Annotated in this window: 13 protein-coding genes, 1 other RNA gene and 1 pseudogene; 11 read left to right on the forward strand and 4 right to left on the reverse strand. The window is 48.5% G+C overall.

Annotated elements, in window-relative coordinates:
- Nucleotides 1-127: 127 nt before the first annotated feature.
- From H9644_RS03595 to ydiJ, 3 genes are all read right to left on the reverse strand, one after another.
- Nucleotides 128-316 (reverse strand): YdiH family protein, encoded by a 189-nt coding sequence (locus H9644_RS03595; RefSeq protein ID WP_064530065.1) that lies wholly within the window; start codon nt 314-316, stop codon nt 128-130.
- Between the two features lie 98 nt (nt 317-414).
- Complete coding sequence (menI, locus tag H9644_RS03600) at nt 415-825, reverse strand: 1,4-dihydroxy-2-naphthoyl-CoA hydrolase (protein ID WP_064530066.1); 411 nt, start codon at nt 823-825, stop codon at nt 415-417.
- Nucleotides 822-3,878, reverse strand: a complete 3,057-nt coding sequence (ydiJ, locus tag H9644_RS03605) for a D-2-hydroxyglutarate dehydrogenase YdiJ (protein ID WP_191773244.1) — start codon at nt 3,876-3,878, stop codon at nt 822-824. The genes menI and ydiJ overlap by 4 nt, the downstream gene beginning before the upstream one ends.
- A gap of 388 nt (nt 3,879-4,266) precedes the next feature.
- Here ydiJ and ydiK point away from each other — a divergent pair, with 388 nt between their 5' ends.
- The 9 genes and pseudogenes from ydiK (at nt 4,267) to H9644_RS03650 (ending at nt 13,545) form a co-directional block, all read left to right on the forward strand.
- Nucleotides 4,267-5,379, forward strand: a complete 1,113-nt coding sequence (ydiK, locus tag H9644_RS03610; RefSeq protein WP_191773247.1) for an AI-2E family transporter YdiK — start codon at nt 4,267-4,269, stop codon at nt 5,377-5,379.
- Between the two features lie 186 nt (nt 5,380-5,565).
- Nucleotides 5,566-5,673: antisense sRNA RprA (rprA, locus tag H9644_RS03615), an RNA gene on the forward strand.
- A gap of 134 nt (nt 5,674-5,807) precedes the next feature.
- Nucleotides 5,808-6,164 carry a YdiL family protein gene (locus tag H9644_RS03620; RefSeq protein ID WP_191773249.1) on the forward strand — a complete coding sequence of 119 codons (357 nt, stop codon included), beginning with the start codon at nt 5,808-5,810 and terminating at the stop codon, nt 6,162-6,164.
- A 98-nt stretch (nt 6,165-6,262) separates the two neighbouring features.
- The gene (locus tag H9644_RS03625) at nt 6,263-7,477 is read left to right on the forward strand and encodes an MFS transporter (protein ID WP_191773251.1); all 1,215 of its coding nucleotides are present in this window, start codon (nt 6,263-6,265) and stop codon (nt 7,475-7,477) included.
- A gap of 226 nt (nt 7,478-7,703) precedes the next feature.
- Nucleotides 7,704-8,970, forward strand: a pseudogene (locus tag H9644_RS03630) (MFS transporter).
- An 11-nt stretch (nt 8,971-8,981) separates the two neighbouring features.
- Entirely contained in the window at nt 8,982-9,848 is an 867-nt protein-coding gene (gene ydiB, locus H9644_RS03635; RefSeq protein ID WP_064530072.1) for a quinate/shikimate dehydrogenase, read from the forward strand.
- 30 nt (nt 9,849-9,878) lie between these two features.
- Nucleotides 9,879-10,637 (forward strand): type I 3-dehydroquinate dehydratase, encoded by a 759-nt coding sequence (aroD, locus tag H9644_RS03640; RefSeq protein WP_191773253.1) that lies wholly within the window; start codon nt 9,879-9,881, stop codon nt 10,635-10,637.
- A 147-nt stretch (nt 10,638-10,784) separates the two neighbouring features.
- Nucleotides 10,785-12,380 carry an acyl CoA:acetate/3-ketoacid CoA transferase gene (locus H9644_RS03645; protein WP_191773255.1) on the forward strand — a complete coding sequence of 532 codons (1,596 nt, stop codon included), beginning with the start codon at nt 10,785-10,787 and terminating at the stop codon, nt 12,378-12,380.
- 13 nt (nt 12,381-12,393) lie between these two features.
- Nucleotides 12,394-13,545 (forward strand): acyl-CoA dehydrogenase, encoded by a 1,152-nt coding sequence (locus H9644_RS03650; RefSeq protein ID WP_064529102.1) that lies wholly within the window; start codon nt 12,394-12,396, stop codon nt 13,543-13,545.
- Between the two features lie 43 nt (nt 13,546-13,588).
- Here H9644_RS03650 and H9644_RS03655 read toward each other — a convergent pair whose 3' ends face one another.
- Nucleotides 13,589-14,500: an AraC family transcriptional regulator gene (locus H9644_RS03655; protein ID WP_191773257.1), complete on the reverse strand. Its 912-nt coding sequence runs from the start codon at nt 14,498-14,500 to the stop codon at nt 13,589-13,591.
- A 315-nt stretch (nt 14,501-14,815) separates the two neighbouring features.
- Between H9644_RS03655 and H9644_RS03660 the strand changes: the two genes are divergently transcribed.
- Nucleotides 14,816-15,580, forward strand: a complete 765-nt coding sequence (locus H9644_RS03660; protein WP_191773259.1) for an electron transfer flavoprotein — start codon at nt 14,816-14,818, stop codon at nt 15,578-15,580.
- Nucleotides 15,581-15,599: 19 nt separating this feature from the next.
- Complete coding sequence (locus tag H9644_RS03665; protein ID WP_191773261.1) at nt 15,600-16,538, forward strand: electron transfer flavoprotein subunit alpha; 939 nt, start codon at nt 15,600-15,602, stop codon at nt 16,536-16,538.
- Nucleotides 16,539-16,552: the final 14 nt, after the last annotated feature.

Raw genomic sequence — 16,552 nt, forward strand, 5'->3', positions numbered from 1 at the left:
CTGCGATTTGTATTATTTTTGAGCAAAATCAGGCAGGTAACAACAGGAGGACGGTCAGAGAACAATCGTCAGACCTGGACAGATGGTAATCCAGGTCGATGGGCATTCAGACTCTGTTCAGTAGCGATTAATGCACGCCCAGACGCCAGGCGAAGTAGATTTCTTCTTTCAGTTCCGCAGAAGAGAGGGTAAGCAGGTCAGCAAATTCAAGTTCTAGTTGTTTCAGACGCTTGAGATATTGAGCGGGTGAAAGATTGCTTTGGTCACGGCGTAAAAATTCGATAGCCAACTGGGTGGGATTAAGTTGAGTAGACATAGCATCCTCGCTTTAGACAAGACCTGCACAGTATACCACCGTTTACTGCGCAGATAATAACCAAAAGCAATATGCATCACACTTTTCTGGTGACAACGTCACAAAATGGCGGTCGTCAATCTTGACGAACAGCACAAACGCCCTTTCTCATCGAAGATTTCTACCTGCCATACCTGATGCCGTGAACCGAGATGCAGTGGCTTACAAACTCCGCGTACCCGCCCTTCTCGTGCCGAGCGAACATGGTTAGCATTGATTTCCAGGCCAACGACTTTTTGCTCGCCTTCGGTACATAAATACCCGGCAACGGAACCAATACTTTCAGCCAGCACCACAGACGCCCCGCCATGTAGCAGCCCAAAAGGCTGCTTTGTCCGCGAGTCTACCGGCATTGTTGCTTCCAGCGTTTCATCACCAATATGTTCAAAACGAATATCCAGAAGCCCCACCATGTTTCCTTCACCCATGGCATTCAGTGCTTCAAGGGTGATTTTACGTTTCCATATCATTTAATAATCTCCAGTAATGCCTGCACGGGATGGCGTACCCCCGTCCCTTCAACCCGTTTAACCTGGCTGCGGCAAGAATACCCGGTCGCCAGACAGCGATTACGCGGCAGTCTTTGCATCGCCTGATGCCAGGATAATTCATATATCCCGAGCGAGTTTTTATGGTTTTTCGCTTCATGTCCGTAAGTTCCCGCCATGCCGCAGCAACCCACGCTGACATTTTCCAGCTTCGCGCCAAAACGGGCAAATATCGCGGCCCATTGCGCTGGCGCGCCAGGCAAAGCGGTAACTTCGGTACAGTGACCGAAGAAATACCACGGCTCGCCGCTTACCGCGGTAACAGGCTGTGATTCAAGCGCACTCGCCAGCCATTCATTCGCCAGCAATACATTGAAATTCCCACGATCTTCGCCCAGCGTAAGTTTATATTCATCGCGATAACAAAGCACCAGTGCCGGATCGACACCTACCATTGGCATTCCCAGTTTCGCCATGCGGTTGAGGAAATCCGCCGTCTTTTTCGCCGTCTTCGCGAAGCGATTCAGGAAGCCTTTAATATGCTGCGCTTTACCATTCGGTGAGAAGGGCAGTAACACCGGCTGGAAACCTAATTTTTCGACCAGACGGACAAAATCCGCAACCACTTGCGCATCGTAATAACTGGTGAAAGGATCCTGCACTACAAGCACCGTGCGGGCTCTCTCCTCTGCACTGAGCGCTTCGAGCTGTTCCAGCGTCATGTTTGCCGAGCGATGCCCCACCATTTGTTGCTGTAACGACGGCACTGAAAGCAGCGGCAAGTCGACCATACCGATGTGTTTTTCCGAGAGTTTTCGCACCAGCGGCTGGTTTATGAAAAAGTTAAACGTCTTTGGCGCACGCGCCATCAGCGGCGCGTAACTTTCAACCGTTGCCACCAGATGGTCGCGTAATGGGCGTAGATAACGCGTGTGATAGAGTTGCAGGAAACGAGAGCGAAACTCCGGTACGTCAATTTTGATCGGACACTGAGTCGAACACGCTTTACAGGCCAGGCAGCCCGACATCGCCTCTTTCACTTCGTGCGAGAAGTCATATTCGCCTTTATTTGCATGCCAGCTGTTGCGCGTGCGGGCAATTAACGTACGCAAGCTGACCCCAGACGCTGGTAGCTCTTGCTCCAGTTTTAGTGGGTCAACACCGCGATCCGCCAGCAAACGTAACCATTCACGCACCAGCGTTGCGCGCCCTTTCGGTGAATGAATTCGGTTCTGAGTAATTTTCATTGACGGACACATCGGACTGCGGGCATCAAAGTTGAAGCACAAACCGTTGCCATTACATTCCATAGCCCCGCGCCACTGCTGACGTACCGCGATGGGGATCTGGCGGTCATACGTGCCACGCTTCACCGCGTCCACTTTCATCATTGGCGCGTCAATACCTTCTGGCGGGCAGATTTTCCCAGGGTTTAGTCGGTTATGCGGATCAAACGCCGCTTTAACCTTGCGCAGTTCTGCGAAAAGTTCCTCACCAAAAAACGCCGGACTGTATTCGGCACGAAAACCTTTGCCGTGCTCGCCCCACAACAAACCACCGTATTTTGCAGTAAGCGCCACCACGTCATCAGAGATTTGCTTCATCAGGATCTCTTGTTGCGGATCGCACATATCCAGCGCCGGACGGACGTGCAAGACACCAGCGTCGACATGACCAAACATGCCATAACTTAAGCCGTGGCTGTCGAGCAGTGCGCGAAATTCAGCAATATAATCCGCCAGATGTTCCGGCGGCACGCAGGTATCTTCGGCAAATGGAATCGGTTTGGCTGCTCCTTTGGCATTACCGAGCAGACCGACGGCTTTTTTGCGCATTGCATAAATACGCTCAACACCAGCCAGCTCACTGCACACCTGCCAGCCGATCACCCCCGCCTGCTGACTGGCAATCAGTTCATCCAGCCGCGCACAGAGCGCATTTACCCGCTCGTCAATCAGCGCCTCATCATCTCCGGCAAATTCAACAATGTTCAGCCCGAGCATCTCTTTGTCTGGCACATTGGTAATCAACTCGCTGACGGAATGCCAGACAATATCTTCCCGCGCCAGATTCAGCACTTTTGAATCCACCGTCTCTACCGAAAGCGCACGCGCCTCAACCATAAACGGCGCGTTACGCAGCGCGGAGTCAAAAGAGTCATATTTGACGTTCACCAGACGGCGCACTTTAGGCAGACGAGTAATATCCAGTCGCGCTTCGGTAATAAAGGCCAGCGTCCCTTCTGATCCGGTCAGAATGCGCGTCAGGTCGAACTCGGTCATGTCATCGTTAAAGACATGGCGTAGATCATAACCGGTAAGAAAGCGGTTAAGTTTGGGGAATTTGTCGATGATTAACTGGCGTTTCTGGCGGCAGCGTTGATAAACAGTGTTGTAGATCCGCCCGATAGCGGTATTGGTTTTACCTAACGTTTCAGCCAGTTCGACGGGTAAAGGTTGCGTATCGAGAATATCGCCCCCCAACAACACCGCCCGCACGCCCAGCACGTGATCTGACGTTTTGCCATAGACCAGCGATCCCTGGCCGGAAGCATCAGTATTAATCATCCCGCCGAGCGTTGCCCGGTTGCTGGTCGAAAGTTCTGGCGCAAAAAAGTAGCCAAATGGTTTCAGGTACTGATTCAGTTGATCTTTAATCACACCGGCTTCAACGCGCACCCAGCCCTCTTCAGGGTTAATTTCGATGATGCGGTTCATATGGCGGGACATATCGACAATAATCCCCTGGTTGAGCGCCTGGCCGTTAGTGCCAGTACCGCCGCCGCGCGGGGTGAAGATTAGCGATGTATAGCGTTCCTGCGCGGCCAGACGGGCAATTAACGCCACATCGGCGGTGGAACGCGGAAATACCACCGCATCGGGGAGAAGTTGGTAAATACTGTTGTCGGTCGACATTGTCAGACGATCGGCATAATTTGTTGCCGTATCGCCGGTAAAACCCTGTTGCTCCAGCTCTTGCAAAAAATTAAGCACCAGTTGAACGACGCCGGGTGCCTGGGAAATCTGTGGAATCATTATATTGACCCTTTCCTGCGGTCTGTGATGTAGGTCGATACACAGTTCTTTCAGGCTGCTGCAATAGCGCACTGAAAGGTGATGTGTGTTTACTCTATGGATTTCGAGTTACGGGAAGGCGGCAAGCGAGTGAACGCCAGGAGCTTACAAAAGTAAGTGACTGGGGTGAACGAACGTAGCCGCAGCACATGCAACTTGAAATACGACGAGTAAACCGTTTGCGTGTTGCCTGAGTTGTTGTACCACATTTTTTTCTAACACGCCCCTCAGAATTAAGGGCAGAATCGGCCTGTTAAAAACCGCTTAAATTGCTCATCATTATGCAGGTGAGTTTCGCGTGTTCACGTCGCGTCGACGATTTGACGCACAAAAAAGGTGAAAAGTAGTTATGGTAAATGTTCGTCAGCCCAGGGATGTCGCACAAATTCTGCTTTCGGTGCTGTTTTTAGCCATCATGATTGTGGCATGTCTGTGGATTGTTCAACCCTTTATTCTCGGCTTTACATGGGCCGGTACGGTGGTTATCGCCACCTGGCCGGTATTGTTACGCTTGCAAAAGATCATGTTTGGTCGCCGCTCTCTCGCCGTTCTGGTGATGACGCTGTTATTAGTGATGGTGTTTATCATCCCTATTGCCTTATTGGTTAACAGTATCGTCGACGGCAGTGGCCCGTTAATTAAGGCAATCTCCAGCGGCGATATGACATTACCGGATTTAGCGTGGCTCAATACCATTCCGGTGATTGGCACAAAGCTGTACGCAGGCTGGCACAATTTGCTGGATATGGGCGGCACGGCAATTATGGCGAAAGTCCGTCCTTATATTGGCACCACCACCACCTGGTTTGTCGGACAAGCCGCGCATATCGGGCGCTTTATGGTGCATTGTGCCTTAATGCTGCTCTTCAGCGCCCTGCTGTACTGGCGCGGTGAACAGGTAGCGAAAGGCATTCGCCATTTTGCAACTCGTCTGGCAGGTGCTCGCGGTGATGCTGCTGTACTGCTGGCGGCCCAGGCTATCCGCGCGGTGGCGCTAGGCGTTGTGGTGACCGCGTTAGTACAGGCAGTGCTTGGCGGTATCGGTCTGGCCATTTCCGGTGTGCCTTACGCCACGCTACTGACGGTGTTAATGATCCTCTCCTGCCTTGTGCAGCTAGGCCCGCTGCCGGTGTTGATTCCGGCGATTATCTGGCTTTACTGGACCGGCGATTCCACCTGGGGAACGGTATTGTTAGTGTGGAGCGGTGTGGTTGGCACTCTGGATAACGTCATTCGCCCAATGTTAATTCGCATGGGGGCAGATTTACCGCTAATTCTCATCCTTTCCGGGGTTATTGGTGGTTTGATTGCCTTCGGGATGATCGGTCTGTTTATTGGTCCGGTACTGCTGGCTGTTTCCTGGCGTCTGTTTGCCGCGTGGGTTGAAGAAGTCCCGCCACCGACGAATCAACCGGAAGAAATTCTCGAAGAACTGGGTGAAATTGAAAAGCCGAATAAGTAACTCTCTCATCAGGCGGCTCTGCCGCCTGATTGTTAATCATTGCTAATTGATATTTCATTTCTCACCCCCGTATTTCCCTGCATCCCTCAATTCAGCTGGTAGTACCTGTCGAAAATCATTTACAGTTTTTAAACTAATGAGACGAATCTGATCGACGCAAAAAGTCCGTATGCCTACTATTAGCTCACGGTTATAAATCAACATATTGATTTATAAGCATGGAAATCCCCTGAGTGAAACAACGAATTGCTGTGTGTAGTCTTTGCCCATCTCCCACGATGGGCTTTTTTTTAACATTTATTGCTTCATTACCCCGCCTCTCGTTCTTTCCAATAATGTTGCACAAGATACTGTGACTCTCTTCAAGCCGTAAGCAGGCTGATAATGTTATTTATATTTTATTCTTTTTTTCATGCAGTCATGACACGATGAACGCTTATGAACTCCAGGCACTACGCCATATTTTTGCTATGACCATTGATGAATGCGCAACCTGGATTGCCTTTACGGGCGACAGTGAAAGCTGGCAACAATGGGAGAAAGGAAAAACGGATATTCCTGACGAGATAGTTGAAAAACTGCTGGCAATGCGCCAGCAAAGAAAAAGGCATCTTCACGCCATCATAGAAAAGATAAACAGCCGCATCGGCAACAACACCATGCGTTTTTTCCCCAATTTAACCGCATTTCAACGTATCTACCCAGAAGGTAATTTTATTGACTGGAAGATTTACCAGTCGGTCGCAGCTGAATTATATGCTCACGATCTGGAGCACCTGTGTTGATATTTTAACGGGATACAACGGTCGTCATTACAAAAAGAATGAACGGATGCTGACATAACAACATTAATTTTTTTAAGCAATATTGCTAAGTAGATCTTATGAAAAATCCCTACCTCCCTACCGCGCTCGGGTTGTATCTCAATTACCTGGTGCATGGTATGGGTGTCATTTTGATGACTTTGAATATGGCCTCGCTGGAGACGCTCTGGCAGACCAATGCAGCGGGCGTCTCCATTGTCATCTCATCATTAGGCATTGGTCGATTAAGTGTTTTATTTTTTGCAGGATTACTCTCCGATCGTTTTGGCCGACGTCCTTTTATCATCCTGGGAATAGGCTGCTATCTGATGTTCTTTTTTGGCATTTTGCATGCAAATAACATTATCATCGCGTATGTATTTGGTTTTCTCGCCGGTATGGCGAATAGTTTTCTTGATGCAGGCACCTACCCCAGCCTGATGGAAGCATTTCCTCGTTCGCCTGGCACAGCCAATATTTTGATTAAAGCGTTTGTCTCCTGCGGGCAATTCTTATTACCGTTAGTTATTAGTATGCTGGTATGGGCTGAACTGTGGTTTGGTTGGTCCTTTATGATTGCCGCAGGTATTATGATTATTAACGGTCTTTTTTTATACCGCTGTACCTTTCCACCCCATCCGGGGCGTCGCTTACCTGACGTAAAGAAACCCACAACCACCGCGAAGCATCGCTGCTCAATTATCGATTTAGCCAGCTATACCTTATATGGCTATATCTCAATGGCAACCTTTTATCTGGTGAGTCAGTGGCTGGCACAATACGGACAATTTGTCGCAGGTATGTCTTACACAATGTCGATCAAATTACTCAGTATCTACACCGTAGGGTCACTACTTTGTGTATTTATCACCGCGCCACTCATTAGCAAAACGGTTCGTTCAACGACATTGTTGATGCTGTACACTTTTATCTCATTTATTGCCCTGCTCACCGTCTGCCTGCATCCCACATTTTATGTGGTGATAATATTTGCTTTCGTCATCGGTTTTACCTCCGCTGGTGGTGTTGTGCAAATTGGCCTGACGTTAATGGCCGCTCGTTTTCCCCACGCCAAAGGCAAAGCTACGGGGATCTATTACAGCGCGGGCAGTATTGCGACCTTTACCATCCCGTTGATTACTGCACATCTTTCCCAAAGAAGTATTGCCGATATTATGTGGTTCGATACCGCCATCGCCGCCGTCGGTTTTTTACTGGCTCTATTTATCGGCTTACGTAGCCGTAAAGAAGCACAACAGACGTCATTAAGAGAAAATGTCGTTACTGGCGTGTAATGCAATATTCTTTTCAGGTCATGCAAGATCTTACGGATAAATTAATCTTTCCGCACTAATTAAGGAAAACTACGCTCAAAAACAAATTATCACATGCAATATTCCTGGAAATATAAACTTTATGTCATGTACCCAGAGAAAATCATCTTCAGTATAGTGATTATGAAAACCGGCGGAGAACAACACGTACGGTGACAAAATTATCTTTCAGCAAGGAGCTGTGAAAATGTCTCAAAATAAGGCTTTCAGCACGCCATTTATCCTGGCTGTTCTTTGTATTTACTTCAGTTATTTCCTACACGGCATTAGTGTTATTACGCTTGCACAAAATATGTCATCTCTGGCAGAAAAATTTTCGACCGATAACGCTGGTATCGCCTATTTAATTTCCGGTATCGGACTGGGACGTCTGATCAGTATTTTATTCTTCGGCGTAATCTCCGATAAATTTGGTCGGCGAGCGGTAATATTCATGGCTGTCGCCATGTATATGCTGTTTTTCTTTGGTATCCCAGCCTGCCCGAGTTTAGCTCTCGCTTACGGTCTGGCAGTATGCGTTGGTATCGCCAACTCGGCCCTTGATACCGGTGGATACCCGGCGTTGATGGAATGCTTCCCGAAAGCTTCGGGTTCAGCCGTAATATTGGTTAAGGCGATGATATCGTTTGGGCAAATGCTCTATCCGATGCTGGTGAGTTATATGCTGTTGAATAACATCTGGTACGGTTATGGGCTGATTATTCCTGGCATCCTGTTTGTACTGATCACGCTGATGCTATTGAAAAGCAAATTCCCTGGTCAGTTGGTAGATGCCAGCGTAGCGGGTGAACTACCGCAGATGAACAGTAAGCCGTTAGTCTGGCTGGAAGGTGTTTCATCGGTGCTGTTCGGTGTTGCCGCGTTCTCGACCTTTTATGTGATTGTAGTGTGGATGCCCAAATATGCGATGGCGTTTGCCGGTATGTCGGAAGCAGAAGCATTAAAAACCATCTCTTATTACAGTATGGGATCACTGGTCTGTGTCTTTATTTTTGCTGCGTTACTGAAAAAAATGGTCCGGCCTATCTGGGCCAACGTTTTTAACTCTGCGCTGGCAACAGTTACTGCCGCCATTATCTATCTCTACCCTTCTCCATTAGTGTGTAATGCCGGAGCCTTTGTCATTGGTTTCTCTGCTGCTGGCGGTATATTACAGCTCGGTGTTTCGGTAATGTCAGAGTTCTTCCCCAAAAGCAAAGCCAAAGTCACCAGTATTTATATGATGATGGGAGGGCTGGCCAACTTTGTTATTCCACTGATTACCGGATATCTGTCGAATATCGGCCTGCAATATATCATCGTTCTCGATTTTACTTTCGCGCTGCTGGCCCTGATTACCGCAATTATTGTTTTCATCCGCTATTACCGCGTCTTCATTATTCCTGAGAATGATATCCGGTTTGGCGAACGTAACTTTAGCACCCCGGTTAAACACAATTAAGCAAAGAAATTAAAGGAGTTAATTATGGATGTTACCGCTAAATACGAATTGATTGGCCTGATGGCCTATCCTATCCGCCACAGTTTATCGCCTGAAATGCAGAATAAAGCCTTAGAGAAAGCGGGATTGCCATTTACCTATATGGCCTTTGAAGTGGATAACGATAGCTTTCCCGGTGCAATTGAAGGACTAAAAGCCTTAAAAATGCGCGGAACTGGTGTATCAATGCCAAACAAACAACTGGCGTGTGAATATGTTGATGAATTAACGCCAGCAGCCAAACTGGTTGGCGCTATCAATACCATCGTTAATGATGACGGCTACCTGCGTGGCTATAACACCGACGGCACGGGCCATATTCGCGCCATTAAAGAGAGCGGTTTTGATATCAAAGGCAAAACAATGGTGCTGTTAGGTGCCGGTGGCGCATCAACGGCGATTGGCGCGCAGGGGGCAATTGAAGGGTTAAAAGAAATTAAACTCTTCAACCGTCGGGACGAGTTTTTCGATAAAGCCCTCGCCTTCGCGCAACGGGTCAACGAAAACACCGATTGCGTCGTCACGGTCACGGATCTCGCCGATAAGCAGGCTTTTGCCGACGCACTGGCTTCTGCCGACATTTTAACCAATGGCACAAAAGTGGGTATGAAGCCTCTTGAAAATGAATCATTGGTTAATGATATCAGTCTGTTACATCCAGGACTGCTGGTCACCGAATGCGTGTATAACCCGCACATGACAAAGTTATTGCAGCAGGCGCAACAAGCAGGTTGCAAAACGATTGATGGATACGGCATGTTGTTGTGGCAAGGGGCTGAACAGTTCACGTTATGGACTGGCAAAGATTTCCCTCTGGAATACGTTAAACAGGTCATGGGGTTCGGCGCCTGACAGGCTGACCGCGTGCAGAAAGGGTAAAAAATGAAAACCGTAACTGTAAAAGATCTCGTCATTGGTACGGGCGCACCAAAAATCATCGTCTCGCTGATGGCGAAAGATATCGCCAGCGTGAAATCTGAAGCTCTCGCCTATCGTGAAGCGGACTTTGATATTCTGGAATGGCGTGTGGACCACTTTGCCGACCTCTCCGGTGTGGAGTCTGTGATAGCAGCGGCAAAAATCCTCCGTGAGTTAATGCCAGAAAAACCGCTGCTGTTTACCTTCCGCAGTGCCAAAGAAGGCGGTGAGCAGGCGATTTCCACCGAGGCTTACATTGCACTCAATCGCGCAGCCATCGACAGCGGTCTGGTCGATATGATCGATCTGGAGTTATTTACCGGCGATGATCAGGTTAAAGAAACCGTCGCCTATGCACATGCGCATGATGTGAAGGTTGTCATGTCCAACCATGACTTCCATAAAACGCCGGAAGCCGAAGAGATTGTTGCCCGTTTGCGTAAAATGCAGTCCTTCGACGCCGATATTCCTAAAATTGCGTTGATGCCGCAAAGCACCAGTGATGTCCTGACGTTACTTGCCGCTACCCTGGAGATGCAGGAGCAGTATGCCGATCGACCAATCATCACCATGTCGATGGCAAAAAAAGGCGTAATTTCCCGTTTGGCTGGGGAAGTATTTGGTTCTGCGGCAACGTTTGGCGCAGTAAAAAAAGCCTCTGCGCCTGGACAAATATCGGTGAATGATTTGCGCACAGTATTAACTATTTTGCACCAGGCATAATAAATAACGTACCGGCGGGAGTAACCTTCCCCGCCGTATTAAAAACAGTATTATTAAAGAATATTTTATAAAAATATTCTGTGGGTGTCTGTGCGCTATTTTTAATATCTTGCGCAGAGATATTCACACCTGAATAAGGAAAAAATAATGAAACCTGTAAAACCACCTCGTATTAATGGACGAGTGCCGGTCCTGTCGGCACAAGAAGCGGTAAGTTATATTCCCGACGAAGCAACGCTTTGTGTATTAGGTGCTGGTGGCGGTATTCTGGAGGCCACCACATTAATTACCGCACTTGCTGAGAAATATAAACAAACCCAGACACCACGTAATTTATCGATTATTAGCCCTACAGGACTTGGCGATCGCGCCGATCGTGGTATTAGCCCGCTGGCGCAAGAAGGCCTGGTGAAATGGGCATTATGCGGCCATTGGGGACAATCACCGCGTATTTCTGAACTCGCAGAACAAAATAAAATTGTTGCCTATAACTATCCACAAGGTGTGCTCACTCAAACATTGCGCGCTGCTGCTGCCCACCAGCCAGGAATTATTAGCGATATTGGTATCGGAACGTTTGTCGACCCTCGCCAACAAGGCGGAAAACTGAATGAAGTAACCAAAGAAGATCTGATTAAACTGGTCGAGTTTGATAATAAAGAATATCTCTATTACAAAGCGATCGCGCCAGATATTGCCTTTATTCGCGCCACCACCTGCGACAGCGAAGGCTACGCTACCTTTGAAGATGAAGTGATGTATCTCGACGCCTTAGTGATTGCCCAGGCGGTGCACAATAACGGCGGTATCGTGATGATGCAGGTGCAGAAGATGGTTAAGAAAGCCACGTTGCATCCTAAAGCTGTCCGTATTCCAGGTTATCTTATTGATATTGTGGTGGTCGATCCGGACCAAACCCAACTGTATGGCGGTGCACCAGTTAATCGTTTTATTTCTGGTGACTTCACACTGGATGACAGTACCAAACTTAGTTTGCCTCTTAATCAGCGTAAATTAGTCGCGCGGCGCGCATTGTTTGAAATGCGCAAAGGCGCAGTGGGGAATGTCGGCGTCGGTATTGCTGACGGCATTGGGCTGGTCGCCCGGGAAGAAGGTTGTGCTGATGACTTTATTCTGACGGTGGAAACAGGTCCAATTGGCGGTATTACTTCGCAAGGTATCGCCTTTGGCGCGAACGTGAATACCCGCGCCATTCTGGATATGACTTCCCAGTTCGATTTTTACCACGGCGGTGGTCTGGATGTCTGTTATTTGAGTTTTGCCGAGGTCGACCAGCACGGTAACGTCGGCGTGCATAAATTCAATGGCAAGATCATGGGTACCGGTGGATTTATTGATATCAGCGCCACGTCGAAGAAAATCATTTTCTGCGGTACGTTAACCGCTGGCAGTTTAAAAACAGAAATTGCCGATGGTAAATTAAATATCGTCCAGGAAGGACGGGTAAATAAATTTATCCGTGAACTACCGGAAATCACTTTTAGCGGAAAAATCGCTCTCGAACGGGGGCTGGATGTTCGTTACATCACCGAACGAGCTGTATTCACACTGAAAGAAGACGGCCTGCATTTAATCGAAATCGCCCCTGGCGTCGATTTAAAAAAAGATATTCTCGACAAAATGGATTTCACCCCAGTTATTTCGCCAGAACTAAAACTGATGGACGAAAGATTATTTATCGATGCGGCGATGGGCTTTGTCCTGCCTGAAGCGGCTCATTAACAGGAGTATCACGATGGATTTTTCTTTAACTGAAGAACAAGAACTGCTGCTGGCCAGTATTCGCGAACTGATTACGACTAACTTTCCGGAAGAGTATTTCCGCACCTGCGATCAAAACGGTATATATCCGCGTGAGTTTATGCGGGCGCTGGCGGATAACGGCATTTCTATGCTTGGTGTGCCGGAAGAGTTCGGCGGCATCCCTGCAGATTACGTCACTCAGATGCTGGCGCTGATGGAAGTGTCAAAATGCGGTGCGCCGGCGTTTTTGATTACCAACGGTCAGTGTATTCACAGCATGCGCCGTTTCGGTTCTGAGGAGCAGCTACGTAAAACGGCAGAAAGTACCCTGGAAACCGGCGACCCCGCCTATGCCCTGGCGTTGACGGAACCAGGCGCTGGCTCAGATAACAACAGCGCCACCACCACTTACACGCGTAAAAATGGCAAGGTTTACATCAACGGACAGAAAACCTTCATCACCGGTGCGAAAGAGTACCCGTATATGCTGGTGCTGGCGCGCGATCCAGAACCGAAAGATCCGAAAAAAGCCTTCACCCTATGGTGGGTCGAGTCCAGTAAGCCTGGCATTAAGATCAATCCGCTGCATAAAATCGGCTGGCATATGCTCAGTACCTGCGAAGTTTATCTCGACAACGTGGAAGTTGAAGAGAGCGACATGGTGGGCGAAGAAGGAATGGGTTTCCTCAATGTGATGTACAACTTTGAGATGGAACGCCTGATTAACGCCGCGCGCAGCACCGGCTTTGCCGAATGTGCATTTGAAGATGCTGCCCGCTATGCCAACCAGCGTATCGCTTTTGGTAAGCCAATTGGTCATAACCAGATGATCCAGGAAAAACTGGCGCTGATGGCGATTAAGATCGACAACATGCGCAACATGGTGCTGAAAGTAGCGTGGCAAGCTGACCAGCATCAGTCACTGCGCACCAGTGCGGCGCTGGCAAAACTGTACTGCGCGCGTACCGCGATGGAAGTCATTGACGATGCGATACAAATCATGGGCGGTCTTGGCTATACCGATGAGGCGCGTGTCTCCCGCTTCTGGCGTGATGTTCGCTGTGAACGGATTGGCGGTGGTACTGACGAGATTATGATTTACGTTGCAGGTCGGCAGATCCTGAAAGATTACCAGAATAAATAATCTTCAGGCGGCGCAGCTTCAGATAAAAACTGCGCCGCCACATTTACCCTGCAAGACTTACAGGTTCAGAAAATTCAGATAATATTTCTTGTTCCGCAAAACAGTTTTTAAATTGCCTGCGGTAATCACTGGGCGAACAGCCGACATGGCGCAAAAACAGTTTGGCAAAGTGGTCGACATTTTCATAACCCACACGCCAGGAGATCTCTGCCTGCGACAAATCGGTATTAGTCAGCAGCCATTTTGCTTCGGTCATGCGCCGTTGAATCACATAGTTGATGGGAGAAATACGATACTCTTTAGTAAATTCATGGCAAATATAACTGACGCTGGCACGAAACTTTTTCGATAACTGTTCTAAAGTGATTTTTTCGCGGTAATTATTATTAAGATAAAAAAGGATATCTTTTATCAGAACATCTTTTTTAATATATCCCTGCTCCGAACGATAGGCATTTTTAAAGTTTTCGTAATAGAGAATCGCTAACGTATAGGAAAATGCATCCCATAACGAAGATGTCTGATTATTTTTACTTTGCGGTAAAATCACACTTAATTCATTAAAAATCGTTTTAATAACCTCTTTTCCCTGCCCTGCGGCAATTACCGGGCAAGAATGCGGTTGCAGTAACTGATTTTCTTCTGCGCCCTGAAACTGAAAACCGTATAACGCACAGGTACAGGTCGTTGCCGGGTCGTTAGCATCTGAGGCCACCGCGTGCAGTCTGCCACGCTCTATCACTACAATGTCATCGGCATGTGCCACATATAACGAAGAATCAATGGTAAATCTTGCCACACCTTTCTTAACATAAATCAGCTCGGTTTCATTATCATGAACGTGATGTCCCGACTCCCATTTAGGATCGTCACTAAAGGCAAAGCGCGAAAGTCGTGGTGTTTTACCGGCGACAAACAACGTTTCGCTGGCATTATCAAAACAGCGTTGATACATGACAACCTCCCTATTCCATAAGCAAGCAAAAGCAATATATGCCGGATAAAATACGGTGTGTACTGCGCTTATACAACTGCGTTTAGCGAGAGCTAAACAAGATTATTTACACTGAATGCAAGATAGTACGTCCACGACGGCATAATATTGCCGCTTATTGTGCTTTTGTTTTAACGATCGCATTTTTTTTGCAAGATTGTTTGCAAGGAAAACAGATTGCTCCGTCGAAAACACCTTCCTGCTATCGCACACTATTTTCAGGCAATTTTTACCTTCCATCGGAGATGGTTCCGTATGCGACCCACAGGAGAAATCATGAAAATAATAACCTGCTTTAAGCTGGTGCCTGAAGAACAGGACATTGTTGTCACTCCCGAGTACACCCTCAATTTCGACAATGCCGACGCCAAAATTAGCCAGTTCGATCTCAATGCCATTGAAGCCGCAAGCCAGCTTGCAACGGATGATGATGAGATAGCCGCACTGACCGTTGGCGGTTCATTGTTACAGAACTCAAAAGTGCGTAAAGACGTGTTATCCCGCGGGCCGCACAGCCTGTATTTGGTGCAGGATGCCCAACTTGAGCACGCGCTGCCTCTCGATACCGCAAAGGCGCTGGCGGCAGCAGCAGAAAAGATCGGCTTCGATTTACTGATCTTCGGTGAAGGTTCTGGCGATCTCTATGCCCAACAGGTTGGTTTACTGGTAGGGGAAATTCTGCAGCTTCCGGTAATTAACGCAGTCAGCGCCATTCAACGTCAGGGCGACAGTCTGATTATCGAACGCGCTCTGGAAGAGGAAGTTGAAGTTATTGAACTCTCTGTTCCAGCCGTGCTCTGCGTCACCTCGGATATTAACGTGCCACGCATTCCTTCGATGAAAGCCATTCTCGGCGCGGGTAAAAAACCAGTAAATCAGTGGCAGGCGAATGATATTGGCTGGAATCAGGTCGCGCCTCTTGCCGAACTGATCGGCGTTCGCGTACCGCCGCAAGCAGAACGCAAACACATCATTCTCGATAACGATTCGCCGGAAGCCATTGCCGAGCTGGCGGAACATCTGAAGAAAGCCCTGAACTAAAGCCTACGGAGAAGAAACGATGAGTCAATTAAACAGCGTCTGGGTCTTTAGCGATAATCCTGAACGTTATGCCGAACTGTTTGGCGGCGCGCAGCAATGGGGCCAACAGGTGTATGCCATTGTACAAAATACCGACCAGGCGCAGGCGGTTATGCCTTATGGTCCAAAATGTATTTATGTTCTTGAGCAGAACAATGCTCTGCAACGCACTGAAAATTACGCTGAAAGCATTGCTGCCCTGCTGAAAGATACACACTCCTCGATGTTACTGATGGCCGCGACGAAACGCAGTAAAGCTCTGGCTGCGCGCTTAAGCGTGCAACTGAACGCGGCGCTGGTGAACGATGCTACTGCAGTTGATGTGGTCGACGGTCACGTTTGCGCCGAGCACCGTATGTATGGCGGGCTTGCGTTCGCCCAGGAAAAGATCACCAGCCCGCTGGCGATAATTACCCTTGCCTCCGGTGTCCAGGAACCGAGCTCCGGTGACGCCTCTCATCAGTGTCCGACAGAAACGGTGCCTTACGTTGCTCCGCGTCATGAAATTCTCTGTCGCGAACGCCGTGCGAAAGCGGCAAGCAGCGTGGATCTGAGCAAAGCAAAACGCGTGGTTGGTGTCGGTCGTGGTCTGGCAGCACAGAATGACCTGAAAATGGTCCACGAACTGGCGGCGGCACTCAATGCTGAAGTCGGCTGTTCACGTCCAATTGCCGAAGGCGAGAACTGGATGGAGCGTGAACGTTATATCGGTGTCTCCGGCGTGTTGCTGAAATCCGAACTCTACCTGACGCTGGGGATCTCCGGGCAGATCCAACATATGGTTGGCGGTAACGGCGCAAAAGTGATTGTCGCCATCAATAAAGATAAAAACGCGCCAATCTTCAACTATGCCGACTACGGTCTGGTGGGCGATATCTACAAAGTCGTCCCTGCCCTGATTAGCCAGTTGAGTCGCTAATTCCCTTTCAACCA

The sequence above is a fragment of the Escherichia whittamii genome (genome assembly GCF_014836715.1).
In the GTDB taxonomy this organism is placed as follows: domain Bacteria; phylum Pseudomonadota; class Gammaproteobacteria; order Enterobacterales; family Enterobacteriaceae; genus Escherichia; species Escherichia whittamii.

Coding starts and splice junctions, on each gene's coding strand:
- H9644_RS03595 (WP_064530065.1), bottom strand. CDS start 316: ATGTCTACTCAACTTAATCCCACCCAGTTGGCTATCGAATTTTTACGC.
- menI (WP_064530066.1), bottom strand. CDS start 825: ATGATATGGAAACGTAAAATCACCCTTGAAGCACTGAATGCCATGGGT.
- ydiJ (WP_191773244.1), bottom strand. CDS start 3,878: ATGATTCCACAGATTTCCCAGGCACCCGGCGTCGTTCAACTGGTGCTT.
- ydiK (WP_191773247.1), top strand. CDS start 4,267: ATGGTAAATGTTCGTCAGCCCAGGGATGTCGCACAAATTCTGCTTTCG.
- H9644_RS03620 (WP_191773249.1), top strand. CDS start 5,808: ATGAACGCTTATGAACTCCAGGCACTACGCCATATTTTTGCTATGACC.
- H9644_RS03625 (WP_191773251.1), top strand. CDS start 6,263: ATGAAAAATCCCTACCTCCCTACCGCGCTCGGGTTGTATCTCAATTAC.
- ydiB (WP_064530072.1), top strand. CDS start 8,982: ATGGATGTTACCGCTAAATACGAATTGATTGGCCTGATGGCCTATCCT.
- aroD (WP_191773253.1), top strand. CDS start 9,879: ATGAAAACCGTAACTGTAAAAGATCTCGTCATTGGTACGGGCGCACCA.
- H9644_RS03645 (WP_191773255.1), top strand. CDS start 10,785: ATGAAACCTGTAAAACCACCTCGTATTAATGGACGAGTGCCGGTCCTG.
- H9644_RS03650 (WP_064529102.1), top strand. CDS start 12,394: ATGGATTTTTCTTTAACTGAAGAACAAGAACTGCTGCTGGCCAGTATT.
- H9644_RS03655 (WP_191773257.1), bottom strand. CDS start 14,500: ATGTATCAACGCTGTTTTGATAATGCCAGCGAAACGTTGTTTGTCGCC.
- H9644_RS03660 (WP_191773259.1), top strand. CDS start 14,816: ATGAAAATAATAACCTGCTTTAAGCTGGTGCCTGAAGAACAGGACATT.
- H9644_RS03665 (WP_191773261.1), top strand. CDS start 15,600: ATGAGTCAATTAAACAGCGTCTGGGTCTTTAGCGATAATCCTGAACGT.